At 44.6% G+C, this 20,635-nt stretch carries 16 protein-coding genes; 13 read left to right on the top strand and 3 right to left on the bottom strand.

Translation table 11 applies throughout. The features are described 5' to 3' along the window. Positions 1–84 precede the first annotated feature (84 nt). The 7 genes from addB to FILTAD_RS08240 all read left to right on the top strand — a co-directional run bounded on the left by addB (position 85) and on the right by FILTAD_RS08240 (position 11,764). Positions 85–3,576: a helicase-exonuclease AddAB subunit AddB gene (gene addB / locus FILTAD_RS08265; RefSeq protein WP_124070007.1), complete on the top strand. Its 3,492-nt coding sequence runs from the start codon at positions 85–87 to the stop codon at positions 3,574–3,576. Then, a complete protein-coding gene (gene addA, locus FILTAD_RS08260; RefSeq protein WP_124070112.1) occupies positions 3,560–7,261 on the top strand; it encodes a helicase-exonuclease AddAB subunit AddA in 3,702 nt (1,233 codons plus the stop codon). Before addB ends, addA begins: the two co-directional genes overlap by 17 nt. Before the next feature lie 11 nt (positions 7,262–7,272). After that, on the top strand, positions 7,273–8,436 hold the full coding sequence (locus FILTAD_RS08255; RefSeq protein WP_238988193.1) for a DUF418 domain-containing protein: 1,164 nt from the start codon (positions 7,273–7,275) through the stop codon (positions 8,434–8,436). Between the two features lie 208 nt (positions 8,437–8,644). After that, on the top strand, positions 8,645–9,544 hold the full coding sequence (locus FILTAD_RS08250; protein WP_124070006.1) for a fumarylacetoacetate hydrolase family protein: 900 nt from the start codon (positions 8,645–8,647) through the stop codon (positions 9,542–9,544). Between the two features lie 72 nt (positions 9,545–9,616). Further along, positions 9,617–9,991, top strand: a complete 375-nt coding sequence (locus tag FILTAD_RS08245) for a YisL family protein (RefSeq protein ID WP_124070005.1) — start codon at positions 9,617–9,619, stop codon at positions 9,989–9,991. 24 nt (positions 9,992–10,015) lie between these two features. Continuing rightward, entirely contained in the window at positions 10,016–10,147 is a 132-nt protein-coding gene (locus FILTAD_RS16195) for a hypothetical protein (protein ID WP_282432575.1), read from the top strand. A 171-nt stretch (positions 10,148–10,318) separates the two neighbouring features. Beyond that, a complete protein-coding gene (locus FILTAD_RS08240) occupies positions 10,319–11,764 on the top strand; it encodes an alpha-amylase family glycosyl hydrolase (RefSeq protein ID WP_124070004.1) in 1,446 nt (481 codons plus the stop codon). Positions 11,765–11,905: 141 nt separating this feature from the next. On the opposite strand, the gene FILTAD_RS08235 is transcribed toward FILTAD_RS08240, so the two are convergent. Together FILTAD_RS08235 and FILTAD_RS08230 are read right to left on the bottom strand one after the other, a co-directional pair. Then, positions 11,906–12,760: a DegV family protein gene (locus FILTAD_RS08235; RefSeq protein WP_124070003.1), complete on the bottom strand. Its 855-nt coding sequence runs from the start codon at positions 12,758–12,760 to the stop codon at positions 11,906–11,908. 13 nt (positions 12,761–12,773) lie between these two features. Then, positions 12,774–13,595: a Cof-type HAD-IIB family hydrolase gene (locus FILTAD_RS08230; RefSeq protein ID WP_124070002.1), complete on the bottom strand. Its 822-nt coding sequence runs from the start codon at positions 13,593–13,595 to the stop codon at positions 12,774–12,776. 137 nt (positions 13,596–13,732) lie between these two features. On the opposite strand from FILTAD_RS08230, the gene FILTAD_RS08225 reads away from it, so the two are divergent. From FILTAD_RS08225 to FILTAD_RS08210, 4 genes are all read left to right on the top strand, one after another. Beyond that, positions 13,733–14,503, top strand: a complete 771-nt coding sequence (locus tag FILTAD_RS08225) for a prolyl oligopeptidase family serine peptidase (protein ID WP_124070001.1) — start codon at positions 13,733–13,735, stop codon at positions 14,501–14,503. A gap of 51 nt (positions 14,504–14,554) precedes the next feature. Beyond that, positions 14,555–14,863 (top strand): metal-sulfur cluster assembly factor, encoded by a 309-nt coding sequence (locus FILTAD_RS08220; protein ID WP_124070000.1) that lies wholly within the window; start codon positions 14,555–14,557, stop codon positions 14,861–14,863. Between the two features lie 113 nt (positions 14,864–14,976). Beyond that, positions 14,977–15,456 (top strand): ribonuclease E activity regulator RraA, encoded by a 480-nt coding sequence (gene rraA, locus FILTAD_RS08215; RefSeq protein ID WP_124069999.1) that lies wholly within the window; start codon positions 14,977–14,979, stop codon positions 15,454–15,456. 263 nt (positions 15,457–15,719) lie between these two features. Next, complete coding sequence (locus FILTAD_RS08210) at positions 15,720–17,855, top strand: ATP-dependent Clp protease ATP-binding subunit (RefSeq protein ID WP_203229681.1); 2,136 nt, start codon at positions 15,720–15,722, stop codon at positions 17,853–17,855. Between the two features lie 52 nt (positions 17,856–17,907). On the opposite strand, the gene FILTAD_RS08205 is transcribed toward FILTAD_RS08210, so the two are convergent. After that, the gene (locus tag FILTAD_RS08205) at positions 17,908–18,078 is read right to left on the bottom strand and encodes a DUF2929 family protein (protein WP_345788891.1); all 171 of its coding nucleotides are present in this window, start codon (positions 18,076–18,078) and stop codon (positions 17,908–17,910) included. 199 nt (positions 18,079–18,277) lie between these two features. On the opposite strand from FILTAD_RS08205, the gene FILTAD_RS08200 reads away from it, so the two are divergent. Then, the gene (locus tag FILTAD_RS08200) at positions 18,278–19,210 is read left to right on the top strand and encodes a beta-ketoacyl-ACP synthase III (protein ID WP_124069996.1); all 933 of its coding nucleotides are present in this window, start codon (positions 18,278–18,280) and stop codon (positions 19,208–19,210) included. 72 nt (positions 19,211–19,282) lie between these two features. Next, entirely contained in the window at positions 19,283–20,518 is a 1,236-nt protein-coding gene (fabF, locus tag FILTAD_RS08195; protein WP_124069995.1) for a beta-ketoacyl-ACP synthase II, read from the top strand. Positions 20,519–20,635 lie beyond the last annotated feature (117 nt).

The raw sequence follows: 20,635 nt of genomic DNA, 5'->3' as shown, positions 1-20,635 counted from the left end.
TCTGTACAATGAAAGAAAGGAAGACGGGATTTTTTGTTTTGCCCGAAATACATACAAGTCCACTAGAAGAGGAGGCGATCATTCATGTCATTGCGTTTTATCACCGGCAGGTCGGGAGCAGGGAAGACGACGTTTATCCAACGTGAAATTGCGGAGGAGTTGACGACGAATCCGGTCGGAGCGCCTATTATTATAATTGTTCCAGACCAAATGTCGTTTTCGATGGAACATAGTTTGTCCGTCAATTTCGGATTGAAAGGAATTATTCGTGCACAAGTGCTGACGTTTAAACGGCTTGCATGGCGAATCTTACAGGAAACGGGCGGTATTACACGTAAGGAAGTGGATGGCTTCGGCTATCGGATGCTCGTTCGAAGTGTCTTGGAAGAAAATCAAGATGAATTCAAGTTATTCCGTCAAGCTGCAAATAAACGGGGATTCACTGAACAAATTGGTGATTTACTGAAAGAATTCAGCCGCTATTGTCTGGATTGCGTCACGATGGATGATCTACATGATGAACTTGCGGCAAAAGGGGCACCACGCACATTGCTCGACAAAGCAAGCGATTTGTCACTACTTTTAACCAAAATCGAGGAACGGCTTGGCACAACATACGTTGACAGTGAAGGACATCTTGCCCTTCTCGCTTCGCAAATTAAACACTCGGAGCTGTTACAAGGCGCATCCATCTATATTGACGGCTTTGAAAATTTCACAACACGTGAAACGGAAATTGTTTTGGAATTAATGAAACACACAGATCGGGTGACTGTTGTGTTACCGATGGAAGGGGCTCTTACAGGCTTCCGCGACCATGAATTGTTTTTCAATCCTGTTCGGACGTCACTTAAATTGCGTGAACTGGCGCGCAGCGAATCAGTGGATGTAGAAGAAGATATATATATGTCTCAAGCCCTTCGATTCCAAAATGCAGACCTTACGCATTTTGAGGCGGAGTTCGATCATTATCCGGCACCTGAAAAAGCGGCTGAAGGGGGCATCGTGTTGATCGAAGCGGCGGACCGTCGTGCGGAAGTCCATGCGATTGCGCGTACAATCCGTGAATTGATGATCCAAGGGAAGCGTTATAAAGACATTGCCATGCTGTATAGACAGCCTGAACTATATGATGAGCTGATTGAAACGATATTCCCGCAATACGACATCCCGGTGTTCATCAGCCAGAAAAAGCCGATGCTCCATCACCCGCTCATTGAGTTTTCACGTTCAGTATTAGAAGCGGTGTCGTCTGGTTGGTCGTATGAAGCTATTTTCCGTGCAGTCAAGACAGATCTCTTTTTCCCGCATCGCGAAGACAAGAAATTATGGCGCGAACGGGCTGACCGCCTTGAAAATTATGTGCTTGCGCAAGGAATTTATGAAAATCGTTGGTTCGATGATAGTCGTTGGCGCGTTAAACGGTACCGCGGACTTGAACTGTATACAGATGTACAAACCGATGAAGAAAAAGCGATGGAAGAGGAATTGCATCTTGTCCGCGACCTAATTAGAGAACCCCTTACTCATTTTGAAAAACGGCTGAAGCGTTCGAAGACTGGCCGGGAAGTGGCGGAGGCCTTGTTTACCTTCATGGAACAAACACATGTCTATGATAAGATTATCGACTTGCGTGCTGAAGAGGAGCGTGCAGGTCGGCTACTCGGTGCAACTGAACATGAGCAGGCATGGAATGGATGGATCAACGTACTTGATCAGTTTGTGCTGATGTTCGGTGATGTCCAAATGGATCCGGCAGGTGCTGCGCGAATTTTGGATGAAGGTTTTGATTCGCTTGAATTCGCGCGTATCCCTCCATCGCTTGACCAAATCACCGTAACGACAGTGGAAGTTTCTAGCCTCATGGATATCGATGCGGTATTCGTTCTTGGCGTCAATGATGGCGTATTGCCGAAACGCATTGACAATGAAGGTATTCTTTCCGATGTGGATCGAGAGTGGTTCGCTGAAATCGGTTTTGAACTCGCACCTACTTCGAAAATGAAGCTGATGGATGAAACCTATATGGCGTATCGGGCATTTACAGCACCAAGTGAGCGGCTTTATGTATCGTATCCGACTGCCGATGAAGAGGGCAAGGCACTTATTCCATCGTTATACATTACACGAATCCGCCAACTGTTCGCAGGAATCGAAACGAAACTGGCAGTGACGGATCCATCCGAGCTGTCGCCTGATACAAATCCACTCGATTACATCAGTCATCCACGTGCAGCACTGCCGTATGTATCGATGAAAATGAAAGAAGCACAGCACGCGGGTACGCTGTCGAAAGAATGGCGGGCCGTGCTCGCCTATTATGAAGAAGATCCGCTATGGAAAGCGATTATAACCCAGATTTTAAGCCCGATGTATACGAACAATGAAACAGACCGACTGCGTCCTGAATTGACGACAGGTCTATACGGAGAATCGTTCGTCTCAAGCGTTTCCCGTATCGAATCCTATTACAGCTGTCCTTTCCAACATTATGCGTCTTACGGACTTGGCCTCCGCGAACGTTCGGAGTTCACACTTGAGGCGCCAGCTATCGGTGATTTATTTCACGCGGCTTTAAAATTGGTGTCGGATGAAACGATGCGTCTTGGGCTATCGTGGGCCGCGCTTTCGAAAGAGGAATGTTGGAAATTGGCAAGAGAAGCTGTTGAAGATATTTCACCTTATTTCTTCAACCGGATTTTATTGTCAACGAATCGTTATTTGTATATTAAACGCAAGCTGATGCATATTATTCAGCGCACAATTTACTCACTGAGTACACAAGCGAAAGCGACAATCTTCAAGCCGGTCGCCATTGAAGCGGCATTCGGTCCGGGTGAAGAACTACCTTCGCTCGATATCCCGTTGCGCCGTGGGAATTCCATGAAATTACGTGGCCGGATTGACAGGGTGGATGCGTCTGAAATAGGCGGTAAAAATTATGTCCGCATTGTGGATTATAAATCATCTGCGAAAAGCCTTGATTTGTCGGAAGTGTATTATGGTTTGTCGTTGCAGATGATGACCTATCTCGATGTGGCGCTTGAAAATGCGGAAGAATGGCTTGGCGTCCATGCAGATCCTGCGGGTGTATTGTATATGCATGTCCATAATCCGATGATTCGTACGGGAAGGGAATTAACGCAGGAATTGTTGGAAGCTGAAATCGCTAAATCATATAAGATGAAGGGTTATCTGCTTGAGCATCCCGAGGTCGTCGTCGGCATGGATGAGGATATTGGGCGGTCGTCAGCAATTATTCCAGCTGCCCTTAAAACGGATGGTTCCTTTACAAAAGCGTCCAAAGTACTCTCTTCGGACGATATGCAAATGATGCGTTCTTATGTACGGACGCGGCACCAAAAAGCGGGAGACGGCATGCTTGCGGGTGATACACGGGTCTTGCCTTACAAATTGCGCGAAAAGATGCCGTGCCAATTTTGTTCCTATCGTTCGGTCTGTCAGTTCGACCCGACAGACCCGCAACAACCGTACCGTTTATATGACGAGTTAGAACCTGAACAATCCCTTGAAAAAATGCGGAAGGAAGTGGCGGATGATGCACATACCGAGTAAACCTGAAGGGCTGACATTTACAGATGCACAGTGGAAAGCGATTTGGGCGACGGGCAAAGACGTCCTTGTGTCCGCTGCCGCCGGTTCAGGAAAGACGAAAGTGTTGATCACTAGGATGATTGAAAAAGTGTTGGATGAAAAAAGTCCAATTGATGTCGATGAATTGCTGGTCGTTACATTCACCAATGCATCCGCGGCAGAAATGCGTCACCGCATGGCGGAAGCCCTGGAAGAAGCAATTGCGGCACGTCCTGAGTCCGTCCATTTACGAAGGCAACTGAATTTATTGAACAAAGCACAGATTTCTACACTGCACTCATTTTGCTTGAATGTCGTGCGGCAGTATGCCTATTTGTTGGATGTCGACCCCGGTTTTCGGATTGCGGATAGTACCGAGGCGGCCCTATTACGTGACGATACAATCGGTGATGTACTTGAGGAGGCGTATAGTGCTGAAAATCCAGAAGCGATGTACCGATTGGCGGATAGTTTCACATCGGATCGCAACGATCAGTCGATTGAAACGCTTGTTGACCGGTTGTACGACTATTCGCGCGTCCATCCTGTGCCGGAAAAATGGCTTCGCCTCATTCCAGCACAATATGAAATTAAAGACGATGCGTCCATAGAAGACTTGGATTTTATCGAGCCGTTGAAAACGGCGATTCGGCATTCACTGGAAGAGGCCGCATCTTTACTTGGTGATATGAGGCGAATTGCGCTCATGCCAGACGGTCCTGAACCGCTTGCAGCGACTGCAGAAACGGATCTACTCTGGATTGACGAAGCGATTCGCCGTATTACACAAGGCTCGTGGGAAGAAACGTACGCCTTTTTTGCATCCCTTAAATGGGTGAAAGCGGGGACCATTCGTAAGGATTCGTGTGATGAAGAACTTGCAAAACGGGCGAAAACGTTGCGCGATACAGTGAAAAAAATCGTCAACAACTTGAAAGAAGACTATTTCACAAGGACAGCTGCGCGTCTTTTGGATGAAATTCGGTTAATGGCACCTACCATGCATACCCTCATCGACTTAGTCGTTGAATTCGGCAAGCGGTATGAACAAGTGAAGATAGATCGCGGGATTGTCGATTTCTCGGATTTAGAGCATTATGCACTGCGTATTTTATCCACTGAAAAGAATGATGAACTTCGACCATCGGATATTGCGCTCGATTATCGGAACCGGTTTGCGGAAGTGTTGGTCGATGAATACCAGGATGTCAATCGATTGCAAGAAACAATTGTCCAGCTCGTGAAGCGGGGCGGCGAATCGGACGGTAATCTGTTCATGGTGGGCGATGTGAAACAATCGATCTACCGGTTCAGACTTGCCGAACCGATGCTATTTCTCGGGAAATATAATCGGTTTACGGACACAGATGCAGAAGATGGGTTAAAAATCGACTTGAATGCGAACTTCAGGAGTCGACGAGAAGTACTCGATGCGACAAATTTCATCTTTTCACAAGTGATGGGTGCACGGGTCGGCGAAATCGATTACGATGACGCGGCGGCACTGAAATACGGGGCAAACTATCCTGAGAAGGAAATGGCAGCCCAGTTAACGCTGCTTTACGAAAATGAGGAAGACGAAGAAGAGCTGGATGCGGCAACGGAACTCGCCGGGCAAAGCTTGAAAAGTTCGCAAGCCGAGGCACGATTCATGATCAAGAAAATTAAAGAATTGATGACGTCCGGTGCTGAAGTAACCGATGCATTCAGTGATAAAAAACGTCCCCTTGAATACCGGGATATCGTCATCTTGATGCGGTCGATGACATGGTCGGGGGAGATTGCAGAAGAGTTTAAATTGGCGGGCCTGCCTGTACATACGGAACTGAAACGCGGTTATTTCGACGCGCTCGAAGTGATGATCATGTTGAATACATTGCGGGTTATCGATAATCCTTACCAAGACATTCCGCTTGCTTCCGTATTGCGTGCGCCGTTTGTCGGCATAACGGAAAATGAATTGGCGCAAGTACGGCTTGCGGCGAAAAATGAACCGTTTTATGAAGCATTGAAGCGTTTCATTTCAACGGGTGGGGCAGGTATGGCACCCCAAACGCAGGAGAAGTTGCAGCGATTCTTTATTCAATTTGAAGAATGGCGCAATCTCGCCAGACGTGGGTCGTTGTCTGAACTCATTTGGCAAGTGTATACCGATACGCATTACTATGAAATGGCAGGTGCGATGGCAAATGGCAAGCAGCGCCAGGCCAATCTGCGCGCGTTGCATGATCGGGCGATTGATTATGAAAAGACGTCATTTCGCGGGTTGTTCCGATTCTTGCGTTTTGTAGACCGGATGAGAAAACGCGGCGATGACTTGGGTGCTGCGCGATCATTAAGTGATAAAGAAGATGTTGTTCGCATTATGACGATTCACTCTTCAAAAGGATTGGAGTTTCCGTATGTGTTCATCGCAGGAGCTGGTAGGAAATTCAATAAAATGGATTTCAATGAACCATATTTATTCGACCAGCATTTCGGTCTGGCAGTAAAAGCGATTGATCCTGATAACCGGATTACCTATACATCGTTGCCATTCCTTGCGATGAAGGAAAAGAAAGAGCTTGAAATGCGGTCGGAAGAGATGCGGATACTATACGTCGCAATGACGCGCGCAAAAGAGCAACTAATGATAATCGGTTCTGTAAAGGAGATTGAAAAAGCAATAGGCAAGTGGCAAGATGCGCAGCTCATCGACCCCGTCCTTATGCTGCCGGAATATACGCGTTCCCGTGCAAACGGCTACCTCGACTGGATCGGGCCTGCAGTTGCGAGACATATGGGGTTCTCTAAATTCGGCGTCATTGCGGGCGGGTATTCTGTTGAAGATCCATCCATCTGGCAAATTGACGCGATACCGGTCTCATCGCTGTACACGGTTACGGCCGAAACAGCGGATGAGGTAGAGCAGCAAGTAGCAGAAATCGAAGAGCCGGAAGTTGAGAAAAGTGTGCTTGCAGAAGTGAAGCGACGATTTGATGCAACTTATCCTCATGCCGCTTCCGTCACGAAACGGTCAAAACAGACAGTAAGTGAGTTGAAACGATTGGCTATTCTTGAACAAGAAGTCGATAGGGATGATCCATTTATGTCGAAAAGTGATGAAGTGAGTACGGCTTATCTGCATGAACGGCCGGCATTCATGCAATCAAGGGCTTTATCAGCAGCGGAAGTGGGAACGGCGATGCATACTATTATGCAGCATATCGATATTCATCACGCCAATGATGCCATAAAGATCGAAAATCTTGTCGATAAACTGGTGGAACGTCAATTGTTGACACGCGAAGAAGCAAATGCGGTCGATGTGGAATCGATAGAAAGTTTCTTCAACACACCCATTGCAAAGCGGCTCCTATCAGCAATCCGCATAGAGCGTGAATTGCCGTTTACCTATGCGTATGACGGCAAAGATGGAGACTATCAAATCTTGCAAGGGATTGCGGATTGTCTATTTGAAGAACAAGATGGCTGGGTATTGCTCGATTATAAAACGGACCGCGTTCAAGGACGTTTCCAGTCGGATGAAGAAATAGATGCAGAAATGCAAGTACGTTATGGTATCCAGTTATCGCTCTACGAACAGGCGATTGAAGAGATTATGAACATCACAATTAAAGAGAAAGTTCTTTATCTGTTTGACGGACGAAGGACTGTACGTATTTAGGGGGAATCAGATTGAAGTTAACACCTACATTAGCGGGTAATCGGATTGAAACGTTGGATATGATGAGAGGGTTTGCGCTACTTGGTATTTTCATCGCCAATATGTTGCTTTTCCATTCACCTTATTTGTATATGGATCCGTATACGTGGTTCAGTTCCCCGAGTGATGAGATGACATATAAATGGATTGATATTTTTATAGAGGGAAGTTTTTACCCGATTTTCGCCTTGTTATTCGGTTATGGTCTGAATATGCAATATGAAAAAGCGAAGATGAACGACACACCTTATGCATCACTTTTAGCACGTCGACTCGGAATTCTTCTCGTATTCGGTTTGATCCATGCACTGCTAATCTGGCCGGGTGATGTACTGTTCACTTATGCACTGATGGGCTTTGTGATGATTGCATTCATGCGCATTCCAAAGAAATGGCTAGTGTCACTGGCGATAGTTCTGTATGTATTGCCTTCAGGTATGCTTTATTTACTCACATATATGCTTGAAAAAGCTAATCCGAATGCAATGATGGAAGGATATGCAGATATCCATCAAATTGAACTCTCCATTAGTGCGTATGCACATGGAACGTTCGCTGAAATCTTCAGCTTCCGTTTTTTTGAATGGATATTGGTGGGGCTTGGCGGATCGCTTATGGGTATTTTCATCGTATTGCCAATCATCATGTTCGGTGCAGCACTGTCGAAATTTAAAGTGATAGAGCGTGCCAGTGAATTCAAGGGACGTATTGCAATCGTTACGGTTGTGGGGCTTGCCGCAGGTATATGGATGAAGGCATTGCCGTTTACTAGTGGACCGACATCAGACGTGCGGATGCTACAAGACTTATTTGGTGGGGTTGTACTCGCGGGCGGCTACATCGGCTTAGTGCTTCTTTTATGTCAAGTGAAGCTATTTACGACAGTATTCAGGCCTGTCGCAAAGGCGGGTAGGATGGCGCTGACAACGTATATTACACAGTCGATCGTCGCAACGCTGATTTTCTATTCGTACGGTTTCGGCCTGTACGGAAAAGTCGATTTGGCGACAGGAACGTGGATTGCAGTTGGCGTGTTCGTTATCCAAGTCCTATTTGCAGAAATTTGGTTGTCAAAATTCCGCATGGGACCACTTGAATGGATATGGCGAAAAGGGACGTACGGAAAGAAGTTGTAAGATAAAGAAGGAATAAGTCGGCACTTGTCGAACTAGTAAGTATACGAACTTACACACTCAGGTGCCAGTTACTGACACAAAGCACACCCGGTGTCCAGTTACTGACACCATTTGCGCTCTTCAAATTGTGGCAGCAGCTGGCACCAAATTCAAAGGGTAACCACACAGGATTCAATATCAACCTATATCTGAAGGGATGGTCAAGTAAATGAAATTATTGTCGTTCCGCTATAACGGACAAACAGCATTCGGTCCGAAAGTAAAAAAGGAAGACGCCGTATGGAATATGTTAGCGATTGCGGAAGCCTATGGAGAAGCCAATTTTCCACAGACGATTACAGATGGAATTGCAGCGGGATTGGATTTTGTTGAGAAGGTGAGAAAACTTACGGAACAAGCGCAAGTAGATGAAAACCCAGACCGTTTCAAACAACCATTTACTGCTATCGAATGGCTAGCTCCACTACCGAGAACAGCTAAAAATATCATATGTGTCGGCAAAAATTACGCAGATCACGCAGCAGAAATGGGGGCGGAAGCACCTCCCGAAAAACTCGTTGTATTCACAAAATCACCAACTACGCTTGCTGCTGACGAACAAGACATTTCTGTGCACGCAGATGTAACGGAAAGCCTGGACTATGAAGGTGAACTTGCGATAATCATCTGTAAAGAAGGCCGTAATATTCCAAAACAACTGGCTTACGATTACGTATTCGGCTATTCGATTGCAAACGATGTAACGGCACGTGATATCCAGGCGGCGCACGGACAATATTTCCTTGGCAAAAGTTTAGACGGCTCATGTCCAATGGGACCATATATTGTTACAAAAGATGAAATTCCAGATGCACATGATTTATCAATCGTCACAAAAGTGAATGATGAGGTTAGACAGAATGGACATACAAGCTCGATGCTTTTTTCAATTGACGAATTGATTGCCGAAATCTCTCGATATGTAACGCTTGAGTCGGGGGATATCATTTTAACAGGAACGCCTGCGGGTGTCGGCAAAGGAATGACACCGCCAACGTTCTTGAGAAAAGGGGATACTGTAAAAGTGTCCATTGAAGGAATTGGCACACTCGTAAACCGTTTCGTGTGAGATGATTCACTTCCGTGAAAAGGGCTGTTGTGGTACGATTGAGTCTGAAATCTATTAAACGAGGTGACTAGTTTGGACGTATTCACAAGCACAACGCATCTTCATATTTTCACATGGGTTGTCGGTATTATTCTTTTCATCGTAGTAAGTGGTTTAGAGCCGCGTTCAAAAGGTAGAAAGATTGCACATATGATTGTCCGTCTGTTTTATGTTTTGATTTTACTAACAGGTGCATTCCTATTCTTCGAGCATTCAAGTATCGATGGAATGCTTTATGGCATGAAGTTCCTATTTGGTCTTCTAACAATCGGAATGATGGAAATGGTTCTAGTTCGTTCGCAAAAAGGAAAAAGTGTTTCGATTTTTTGGATTCTGTTCCTCGTTTTCGTTTTGGTTACGATGTTCCTAGGATTCAAATTACCAATCGGCTTCGACTGGTTCGCTTAAATTGACCGCAGAGGGGGGAGTATGATGGAATCAGGCATGGGCGTCGTAATGCTTATTGTCATATTGCTACTCATGGCGCTTTTCGCTGTTGCTGTCTATCTGACCTCGCGGAAAATGAACAAACTGGTGGATAAAGATGAATCATTTGAAGAATAAAGTACTCGCTGGCGATTATGCCAGCGGGTATTTTTTTGCTGGGTCACACCCTCTATTCACAAAATCGACCTAATTCGCTAGCGGGATACCTGTTTTTAGTTGAATGAATGGCGATTAAGGTCATCATTTGGTAAAATGGCGGAAGACAGTTCGTTTAGAGGAGGCTTTTTTGTGAAGGTGAATAAAGGATTCGGACTCATCGCAACACTATTACTACTTGTATCCTTACTAAGCCCTATTAGTGCGTCTGCGAAAACAGACAGGACGATAGCGGACGAAAGTATATATGACCTTTTAGTCGACCGTTATAATAACGGTGATGGCACGAATGATATCGACGTAGATTCACAAGATTTACATGCATTCAATGGTGGCGATTTCAAAGGGATCGTGGATAGACTTGATCATATAACAGATCTTGGTTTTACATTGCTATCTATTGGTTCTGTTTTTGAAACCGAATCATATGACGGCAGCAAAGTGCTGGATTATGCGAAACTGGAACCACATTTTGGAACAGATAAAGACTTTTCGAAAATGCTTAAAGCTGTTCATAAGGCAGACATTTCCGTTATTGCCGACTTCCCACTAGCCGGTGTCAGCGCGAACCATGTATGGGCAAAAGAGGGCAAGTTCAAGACAATACCTGCATCTGAAGGGACCATAGATTGGGACCTGACAGATAAGGATGTACAAGATGCTTTGAAAAAGGCTGTCATTACATTTATCGAAAAATATGATTTAGACGGTATCCGATTAACAAAAATAGATGCCGCCGACACAACTTTTCTAAATGAAATGATTGCGGCGATAAAGAAAGCGAAACCTGATGCTTATGTGATTACAAACGTAGAAAGCGATGCAGATTTTGATGCCGCAGTAAACGCGGAAAAAATGAATGCATTGAAACAATCGTACGTAAAATCAGATGCGGATACGTCACCTCTTTCGCAGTTTAAAGTAGAAAAAGAACCGCAGTTCCTTCAATTCGATAAATTGACAGGACCCCGATTTACATATGATATCGTAAAAGAAAGAATGTTCCCACCGACTAGATGGAAACTAGCAACAGCAGCTTTATTTACATTGCCGGGTATTCCGGTCGTTCCATACGGTACTGAAATTGCTGTAAACGGAAAAGAGGCACCCAAGAGTCATCCGCTTGTGAATTTCAAAACAGATATGGAATTAAAAGATTTCATAGGTGATTTGAATACATTGCGTAACAAATCAGAAACGCTTCGCAAAGGTGATTTCGAAATGCTGCACAATAAAGACGGATTTACGGTCTTTAAACGTCAATCCGATGAAGAAACATGGATTGTTGCGATAAACAATACGACACATACAGAAAACTTAGCAATATCAAATGAATTACTAGGTGACAATAAACGTCTGCGTGCTGTCTTAAGTGATGATTTCATCCGACAAACAAAGGATGATCTCTATCATGTCGTATTGGACCGTGAAGTAGCTGAAATCTATATTGTAGTAGATGATGTAGGGTACAATACACCCTATCTGATTGCTACAATTTTAGTCGTTGTCTTTTTCTTGGGCTTTATATTTATTGTAAGGAGAAAAGGAAGAAATCAAACAAGTGAAGAGAACTCTTAAAACAATGTCAAAAAACCTTCTTCGTTCCGGTAAAAGCCGGTTCAAAGAAGGTTTTTTCATTCAGCAGAAATCTTCTACTGCTGTCGGTGTCTAGTACTAATTTTGATAGTCATATATTCGCGTATTCTTGACTTCGACTGGTCACTCATTCAATTTATTCAGGAAAAAGATTGATACAGTACCAGGACCTGTATGCGCACCGATTACGGAGCCGATCATATGGATTTCGATTTCTTTCGGATGAAATTTTTCTTCGATTAATGCTTTTAACTCGTTCGCAATCGCTTCATCATCTGCGTGGCTGATGGCGACGGTTTGTTCAGATAGACGGTCCCCGCGTTGTTCCATGAGTTCAATCATGCGTCGCAACACTTTTTTACGTCCGCGTTGTTTTTCAATTGGAACGAGTCTACCGCCTTCGACGTGCAGAAGGGGTTTAATGTTCAGAAGTCCACCTATGAATGCACTGGTTTTTGAAACACGACCGCCGCGTGCCATATAGTCTAAATCTTCAACTGTAAACAAATGCTCCATATGAGCCGCCATTGCCCGTATTTTCCGCTCGATTGTACGCACGTCTTCACCCGCGGCACGGAGACGAACGGCTTCTTTAACAAGAAGACCGTAACCAAGTGATGCACACCGCGAATCGATGATGACAAGGTTCATACCCGGGTTTGTTTCTTTCACTTGGTCCTTAATCATGACGGCAGTGTCGTATGTGCCTGATAATTGTGAGGAGAACGCGATGTAAATGCCATCTTCTTTAGATGCTGCAAGTTCTTTCCACTTTTCAAGAAAAAGTTCCGGTGATACTTGCGATGTCTTCGGTTGTTTGCCTTCCCGAATCGCTTTATACACTTCTTTCGAATCAATGGTGACGATATCATCGTACTCATCGTCTCCGATAAGAACACGTAATGGAAAAAGTGTGACGTCATTTTCTTCATAGAATGACTTCGGTAAATCAGTTGCACTATCTGCAAAAATCCGCATGTAAACTCCTCCCTTAAAGTCGTCGTTCGTTCAAGTGTAACCGTTCTTGCAGCACGTGGGCAATGCCGTCTTCGTTGTTTGTCAAAGTTACTTCGTCGGCAATTGATTTTAGTCTATCAATTCCATTGCCCATTGCCACGCCGACCCCGACATAGTCAATCATTTCAAGGTCGTTATCCTCGTCACCGAATGCGATGATTCGTTCTTTCGGTATGTCCATCCATTTAGATACGTGTGAAAGGCCGACTGCTTTGTTCAAACCGTGACGAACGATTTCAATGACAGGCCAAGGTGCACCCCAACGTCTATGATCGATGACTTCTGCGTGTACTTCAGCAAGGTGTTTACGGATGGGGTCAACTTTATCTTCATCCGCTTGAATAAGTAAGCTTGTTGGATTCACTTTTAAGTACTGACGAATGTCGCCTTCAGTAATGTGTGGATCACCAAAACTTAACATATCCATCAATTTTTCATCATGAACTTGCATATACACATCATCCATTACTTCCGCAATGATATTGTGGAAGGTGAATTGTTGCATAGCATCGATGACGTCTTTCACAACGGGTAGTGAGATTGTCTCGTGAATCGTTTGCCATGACGTATCGGTTGGATGATGCACAAAAGCACCATTAAAATTGACGATTGGCGTTTTAAGACCTAGTTGTTTGTAATAGGCTGCACTTGCACGGTATGGCCTACCTGTCGCAATCATGACATGGTGGCCTTGTTCTTCTGCTAACTTCAATGTGTGTGCTGTTTTTTCAGAGATGACTTTTTCATCTGTCAGTAATGTCCCATCGAGGTCGAGGACAATTAAATGTGGTTTCAAAAAAACTCCCCCTTATTTCTCTTTAGTTTATCGTTAATCCGCCATCTAAGTCAAAAAATCCCGCCAGACGGACCTTCCTTTTTGTTTTTTTAGAAAAACTTTGGTACGCTCAATAGAAAAGATAAAGGTGTGAGGACATGATTATTAACGAAGAAACGTGGGGGGAAATCCCTGTATTACATATTGTACAAGAAGAATGGATGAACCATGATGTACCTGTCGTGATTTTCCTACATGGCTTCATGAGCGCGAAAGAACATAATCTACACTACGCATATAACCTTGCGAAAAACGGCATTCGTGTCATACTCCCTGACGCACATTTACATGGGGCGCGTTCGGAGAAGCTTGACGAAGTGCAATTGAGTTTGCGCTTTTGGGAAGTCGTGTTGACTTCGATTGAAGACGTCAGTTTCTTGCGTGAAGAACTTTTGAAACGCGGTTTTTTATCAACTGCTAAATTAGGAGTGGGCGGGACGTCGATGGGCGGCATTACAGCGCTTAGTTGCTTGACGGTATATGAATGGATTGATGCAGCTTCCATCATGATGGGCACTCCAGGACCTGTCCAATTGGCAAAAGCACAAATGGCTCAATTTGAGCGCCAAGGTTTTACTCTACCTGTAACAGATGAAGAACGCCGTGCACTACTCGACACGATATCCATATTCGACATGACAAAACACGCTGACGCAATGAATAGACGCCCAATTTTCTTTTGGCACGGCAAGAAGGATTCAACTGTACCTTTCGAACCGACTTACCATTTCTACGAAGCGATGAAAAAAGACTATGTAGACGCTCCTGACCAAATTGAATTTATGGTGGATGAAACAGCCGGCCACGCCGTTTCAAGAACGGGCATGCTGCGGTCGACAGATTGGTTTGCAGTACATTTGAAAAAATGAGTTGAACTCTGTTATGATGAACCTATCAACTGAAGGAAAAGGGGTATGAATATGAGTCAAGATATGAAAGATAGCTTGATGGGCGCGCTCGAAAACGTCATCGACCCGGAACTTGGAATCGATATCGTCAATTTAGGGCTCGTTTATGATGCTGAGCTTGATGAAGAAGGCACGGCAAAAATCACCATGACACTTACTTCAATGGGTTGTCCAATGGGACCCCAAATTGTTGCGAATATCGACCAAGAACTAAAAGAGCTCCCTGAAGTGAAAACTGTTGATGTTAATATTATTTGGAATCCACCATGGTCAAAAGAAAATATGTCACGCTATGCAAAAATAGCGCTTGGCGTTAGATAAAATCGAATAGACAACAAAAAAAGCTGGATGACTTATGCAAAGTCGTGCAGTTTTTTTAAACCAACGGGAAACTGAAAATTCTATCAGAATAGTAAAATAAGGGGTGAGAGGAAATGACGATAAAGACAGCTGATTTGTGCGATGACTTTGCAAGTGAACTAACGGTTTGTTCATTGGATATGAAATCTTTTGGTAAGCATAAACGTTTCGCAGGTCCCGTCGCTACTGTGAGAGTATTTGAGGATAATGTATTGGTGAAAGAAGCATTGGAAACGATTCCGGCAGGGTATGTACTTGTAGTGGATGGCGGTGGATCGACGAGGTGTGCTTTAATGGGTGACCGTCTAGGAGCTATCGCTGAAGACCGTAAACTGGCAGGTGTGATTATCAATGGCTGCGTGCGCGATACAGTCGATCTTGGTAGTCAAGAAATAGGCGTAGTGGCACTCGGCAGTAATCCGTTGAAAAGCGTGAAAGAAGGCAAAGGGCAACGTGATGTACTGCTTGATTTTGGTGATGTCCAGTGGAAGCCAGGGAACTATGTCTATGCAGATGAAGACGGAATCGTCGTCGCACAGCGAAAACTAGATTAACCGGTGATTACTAGCCCTTCAAAAGGGAATACATCCTTTTGAAGGGCTATTTTTGTTTTGAACAAATAGAGGGTATATGTTGAATTCACACCCGGTGTCCAGTTACTGACACCATTTGTGCCCTTCAAATTGTGGCAGCAGCTAGCACCGATTGCAATTGGAATCACTAAGTCACTATACTTTACTTCATCGTTGGGAAGCACTATTATTAAGTTAGTCAAAGATAGTCAAAGTCAAACATTTAGGAGTCGATGACCATGCGTATGAACGAACAACAAGAAGACCAACGCACACCACTTGAACAATTTGGACGTAATCTCGTAGAAGAAGTAAAAAAAGGGAAAATGGATCCAGTCATTGGACGCGATGAAGAAATTCGAAACGTTATTCGGATATTATCAAGAAAAACCAAAAATAACCCAGTACTGATCGGCGAACCAGGCGTCGGTAAAACAGCTATTGTTGAAGGCCTAGCTCAGCGAATCGTCAAAGGTGATGTACCGGAAGGGTTAAAAGACCGCTCCATTTTTGAACTTGATATGAGTGCACTGATTGCAGGTGCAAAATACCGCGGAGAATTTGAAGAACGCTTGAAAGGCGTCTTGAAACAAGTAAAAGACAGTGCCGGGGAAATTATTTTATTCATCGACGAAATCCATACGATTGTAGGTGCCGGAAAGACGGAAGGTGCCATGGATGCAGGTAATATGCTGAAACCAATGCTAGCACGGGGCGAATTATATTGCATTGGCGCTACAACGCTCGATGAATATCGTATGTATATTGAAAAAGACGCTGCGCTTGAACGCCGCTTCCAACAAGTGATGGTGCGCGAACCTTCAGTGGAAGACACTGTTTCCATCTTGCGCGGCTTGAAGGAACGATTTGAATTGCACCATGGTGTCCGGATTCATGACCGGGCTATTGTTGCAGCATCGACCTTATCGGACCGTTATTTAACCGAACGTTTTCTACCAGACAAAGCAATCGATTTAATAGACGAAGCAAGTGCGATGATCCGAACTGAAATCGATTCCATGCCAAGTGAACTCGATGCTGTAACGCGCCGGATTATGCAACTTGAAATAGAAGAACAAGCACTACGTAAAGAAAAAGACGCAGCGAGTAAAAGCCGATTGGAAATATTGCGCGATGAACTGAAAGAATTGAAAGACTCATCCTCAGGCATGCGTGAGCAATGGGATACCGAAAAAGCGGCATTGGCGAACATCCAAGGGAAACGTGAAGAACTTGACCGCTACCGCCGTGAATTGGAAGATGCCGGAAACCGTTCCGATTTGAATAAAGCGGCAGAACTGCAATACGGGAAAATCCCAACACTTGAGCAAGAACTAACAAAACTCGAAGCGCCTTTAATGGCCAGCCAAGACAACCGCTTGATCCGCGAAGAAGTGACAGAAGAGGAAATTGCCATGATTGTTGCGCGTTGGACAGGTATTCCCGTAACGAAGCTTGTGGAAGGAGAACGCGAAAAACTGCTTCGACTCGGTGAGACGCTGCAACAGCGTGTCATTGGGCAAGATGATGCAGTGCAACTTGTCACTGAAGCTGTTTGGCGTGCGCGTGCAGGTATCCAGGATCCCGACAAACCGATTGGCTCGTTCTTATTTTTGGGGCCAACAGGTGTAGGTAAAACGGAGCTTGCGAAAACGCTTGCCGCCACATTATTTGACTCCGAAGATCATTTCATCCGCATCGATATGTCGGAGTATATGGAAAAACACAGTGTGTCACGACTTGTCGGGGCGCCACCGGGGTATATCGGCTATGAAGAAGGCGGTCAGTTAACGGAGGCCGTACGCCGGAATCCATATTCAGTCGTCTTGTTAGATGAAATTGAAAAGGCTCATCCCGACGTGTCCAATATCTTACTACAAATTCTTGACGATGGACGGATTACGGATAGTCAAGGAAGGCTTGTCAACTTCACGAATACAGTGGTCATTATGACATCTAATATCGGATCCGCGTATTTATTGCATGGATTGGATGAAACAGAAAATCATGCAGCAGAAGATTTAGTCATGGCAGAATTACGTAATCATTTCAAACCTGAATTGCTAAACCGAATGGATGATATTATCATTTTCCACTCGCTTACAAGCAGCTCGTTCAAACGAATTACGAATAAAATGTTAGAAGATCTAGTGAAGCGACTTGAAGAACAAGATGTGGCGCTTACGTACAACGAGGACGTCATTGATTGGATTGTAAAAGAAGGGACAGATGCCGACTTTGGTGCCAGACCTTTGAAGCGATTCATACAGCGGCATGTCGAAACAGTCGTTGCTAAAGAAGTCATCCGAGGGGAACTTCAACCAGGTGCAACGCTGATTCTATCGATGGATGACGGCAAACTGGTTGTAAGCAAAGAATAAGGTCATATAAAAAAACCATCTTCCAAGTGGAGGATGGTTTTTTGTATAGCTATTAATGGTCTGCAACTGTTTCATCCGGGAAAGATTCACCCATTACGATTACTATCACAGAAAAGACGACAGAAATGATGGCGCCTGGTAAAAAGTCGAATGGTACGTTAGCGATTGATCCTGCAACATAGTTGAGCATCGACACTAAAAGGAAACACCATACAAACGTCATTAGATATCTCATCAAATTCACCTCAACAGTACTATTTCACTGTTCATCATATCATAGCTGTCCTGCTGTAGAAACAATTATCATCAAGGAATTTCACTTTATTTGGCGAAAACGTGTCACCAGGTTGAATTATTGACTCATTTCTTTTATGATTAATACCAGGTACTAATAATAGATAATAAAGAATGGGGGATATTAGATGAATGCAGGTCTTATCGGTACAGGAAAATACGTGCCACCACATATTCTGACAAATGCTGATTTGGAAAAACGGATGGATACTTCAGACGAATGGATTCGGACGATGACGGGTATAGAAGAAAGACATATTGCTGACGATTCAATCGATACCTCTGATATGGCCTATCACGCTGCAGTGGATGCAATTGCTGATGCAGGAATTACGCCGGATGAAATTGGCTTGATCCTTGTGGCTACTGTTACACCAGACCAACCATTTCCATCTGTTGCAACGATGATACAGGAAAAGTTAGGGGCAAAAAAAGCAGCGGCGATGGACGTTTCGGCCGCATGTGCAGGATTCATGTATGGTATTGTAACAGCAAAGCAGTTCATAGAGTCTCAAACATATGATTATGTACTTGTTGTCGGCGTCGAAAAATTATCAAAAATCACCAACTGGGAAGACCGTAATACGGCAGTTCTTTTCGGAGATGGTGCAGGAGCCGTGGTAATCGGGAAAGTAAGTGAAGGACGGGGGATCCTTTCTTTCGAACTAGGCGCGGATGGCTCAGGTGGAAAACACCTGTATCAAGAAGAAAAATTAGTGATGAATGGCCGGGAAGTCTTTAAATTCGCTGTGCGTCAAATGGGTGAATCCGCTGTCAGCGTCATTGAAAAAGCAGGATTAACATTGGATGAAGTCGATTACCTCATTCCACATCAAGCGAATATCCGCATTATGAATTCGTCACGTGAACGCCTTGGATTGCCGCTTGAGAAGATGTCCAAGACAATTCATAAATACGGAAATACTTCTTCCGCATCCATTCCGATTTCACTTGTCGATGATTTAGCGAATGGCAAAGTGAATGATGATGACGTCATTGTCCTCGTCGGATTCGGCGGCGGTTTAACATGGGGCGCTTTGTGTATTAAATGGGGAAGATGAACCAAGTTTTACAGGTTTAGAAAATGTGGGAATGGGATTATCCATTTATGATAGAAGGGAAGTTTACTATATATGGAAACGAAACGTGTTGTTGTAACAGGGATTGGAGCAGTTTCACCAGTCGGTAATAGCGCTGAGGAATCTTGGAAAGCTGTTTTGGAAGGCAAGTCTGGAATTGGCATGCTGACAAGACTCGACCAAGAATTATTTCCTGTGAAAGTGGCGGCGGAAGTGAAAGACTTTGATATCGAGGAATATATACCGCGAAAAGATGCACGTAAAATGGACCGCTTCACGCATTATGCGCTTGCATCGTCGATTATGGCCATGAAAGACGCAAACCTTGAATTACATGGAGATCTAGCGCTTCGGACTGGCGTTTGGATTGGGTCAGGTATCGGCGGAATGGAAACACATGAAAACCAATTTAAGATATTCCAAGAAAAAGGTTATCGACGTGTAAGTCCATTTTTTGTACCCATGATGATCCCGGATATGGCATCAGGCCAAGTATCCATTTACCATGGTGCAAAAGGCATTAATTCATGTTCTGTAACAGCATGTGCATCGGGAACGAATTCAATCGGAGACGCATTTGAAGTCATCCGCCGGGGTGACGCGGATGTGATGATTACGGGCGGCGCAGAAGCACCGATTACAACGATGTCAGTTGCTGGATTTTGCGCAAATACAGCCCTTTCATTGAACCCTGATCCCGCGACCGCATCCCGTCCATTCGATGCAGAACGTGACGGCTTTGTCATTGGTGAAGGTGCTGGAATTCTTATCCTCGAAGAATACGAACATGCCGTTGCACGTGGTGCGAAAATGTATGCAGAGATAATCGGCTATGGCTCGACGGGAGATGCACATCACATAACGGCACCGGCTCCAGCAGGGGAAGGTGGCGCACGTGCCATGGCGCAAGCGCTTGAAAAAGCGACGATTAGTCCGGACAAAATCGACTACATCAACGCCCATGGGACAAGCACAGCGTACAATGATTTATATGAAACAATGGCTGCAAAAACAGTATTCGGAGAGCATGCCTATAAACTGGCAATGAGTTCGACAAAATCGATGACAGGTCACCTACTTGGTGCCGCCGGTGGACTAGAAGCCATCTTTACAGTAAAAGCTTTGCAGGAAGGCATACTTCCACCAACAACGAATTTTGCAAACCCGGATCCTGAATGTGACCTCGATTACATTACAGAAGGTGCGCGCAAAGTGGATATCCAATACGCAATGAGTAATTCACTAGGTTTCGGTGGTCACAACGCTTCATTGGTGTTTAAGAAAATATAACTATTTGAATGGGAGCCCCGCCTAGGTGGGGCTTCTTTTTTTGGTGGATAGCCATGACAGTTTGGTGGAATGGCCTCACAGTTTGCCGAATAGCCATGACAGTTCCCGATTGCCCTT

Origin of the sequence: Filibacter tadaridae, assembly GCF_900609045.1 — a bacterium.
Classification (GTDB): domain Bacteria; phylum Bacillota; class Bacilli; order Bacillales_A; family Planococcaceae; genus Sporosarcina; species Sporosarcina tadaridae.
This window is presented reverse-complemented; position numbering and strand designations above follow the sequence as displayed.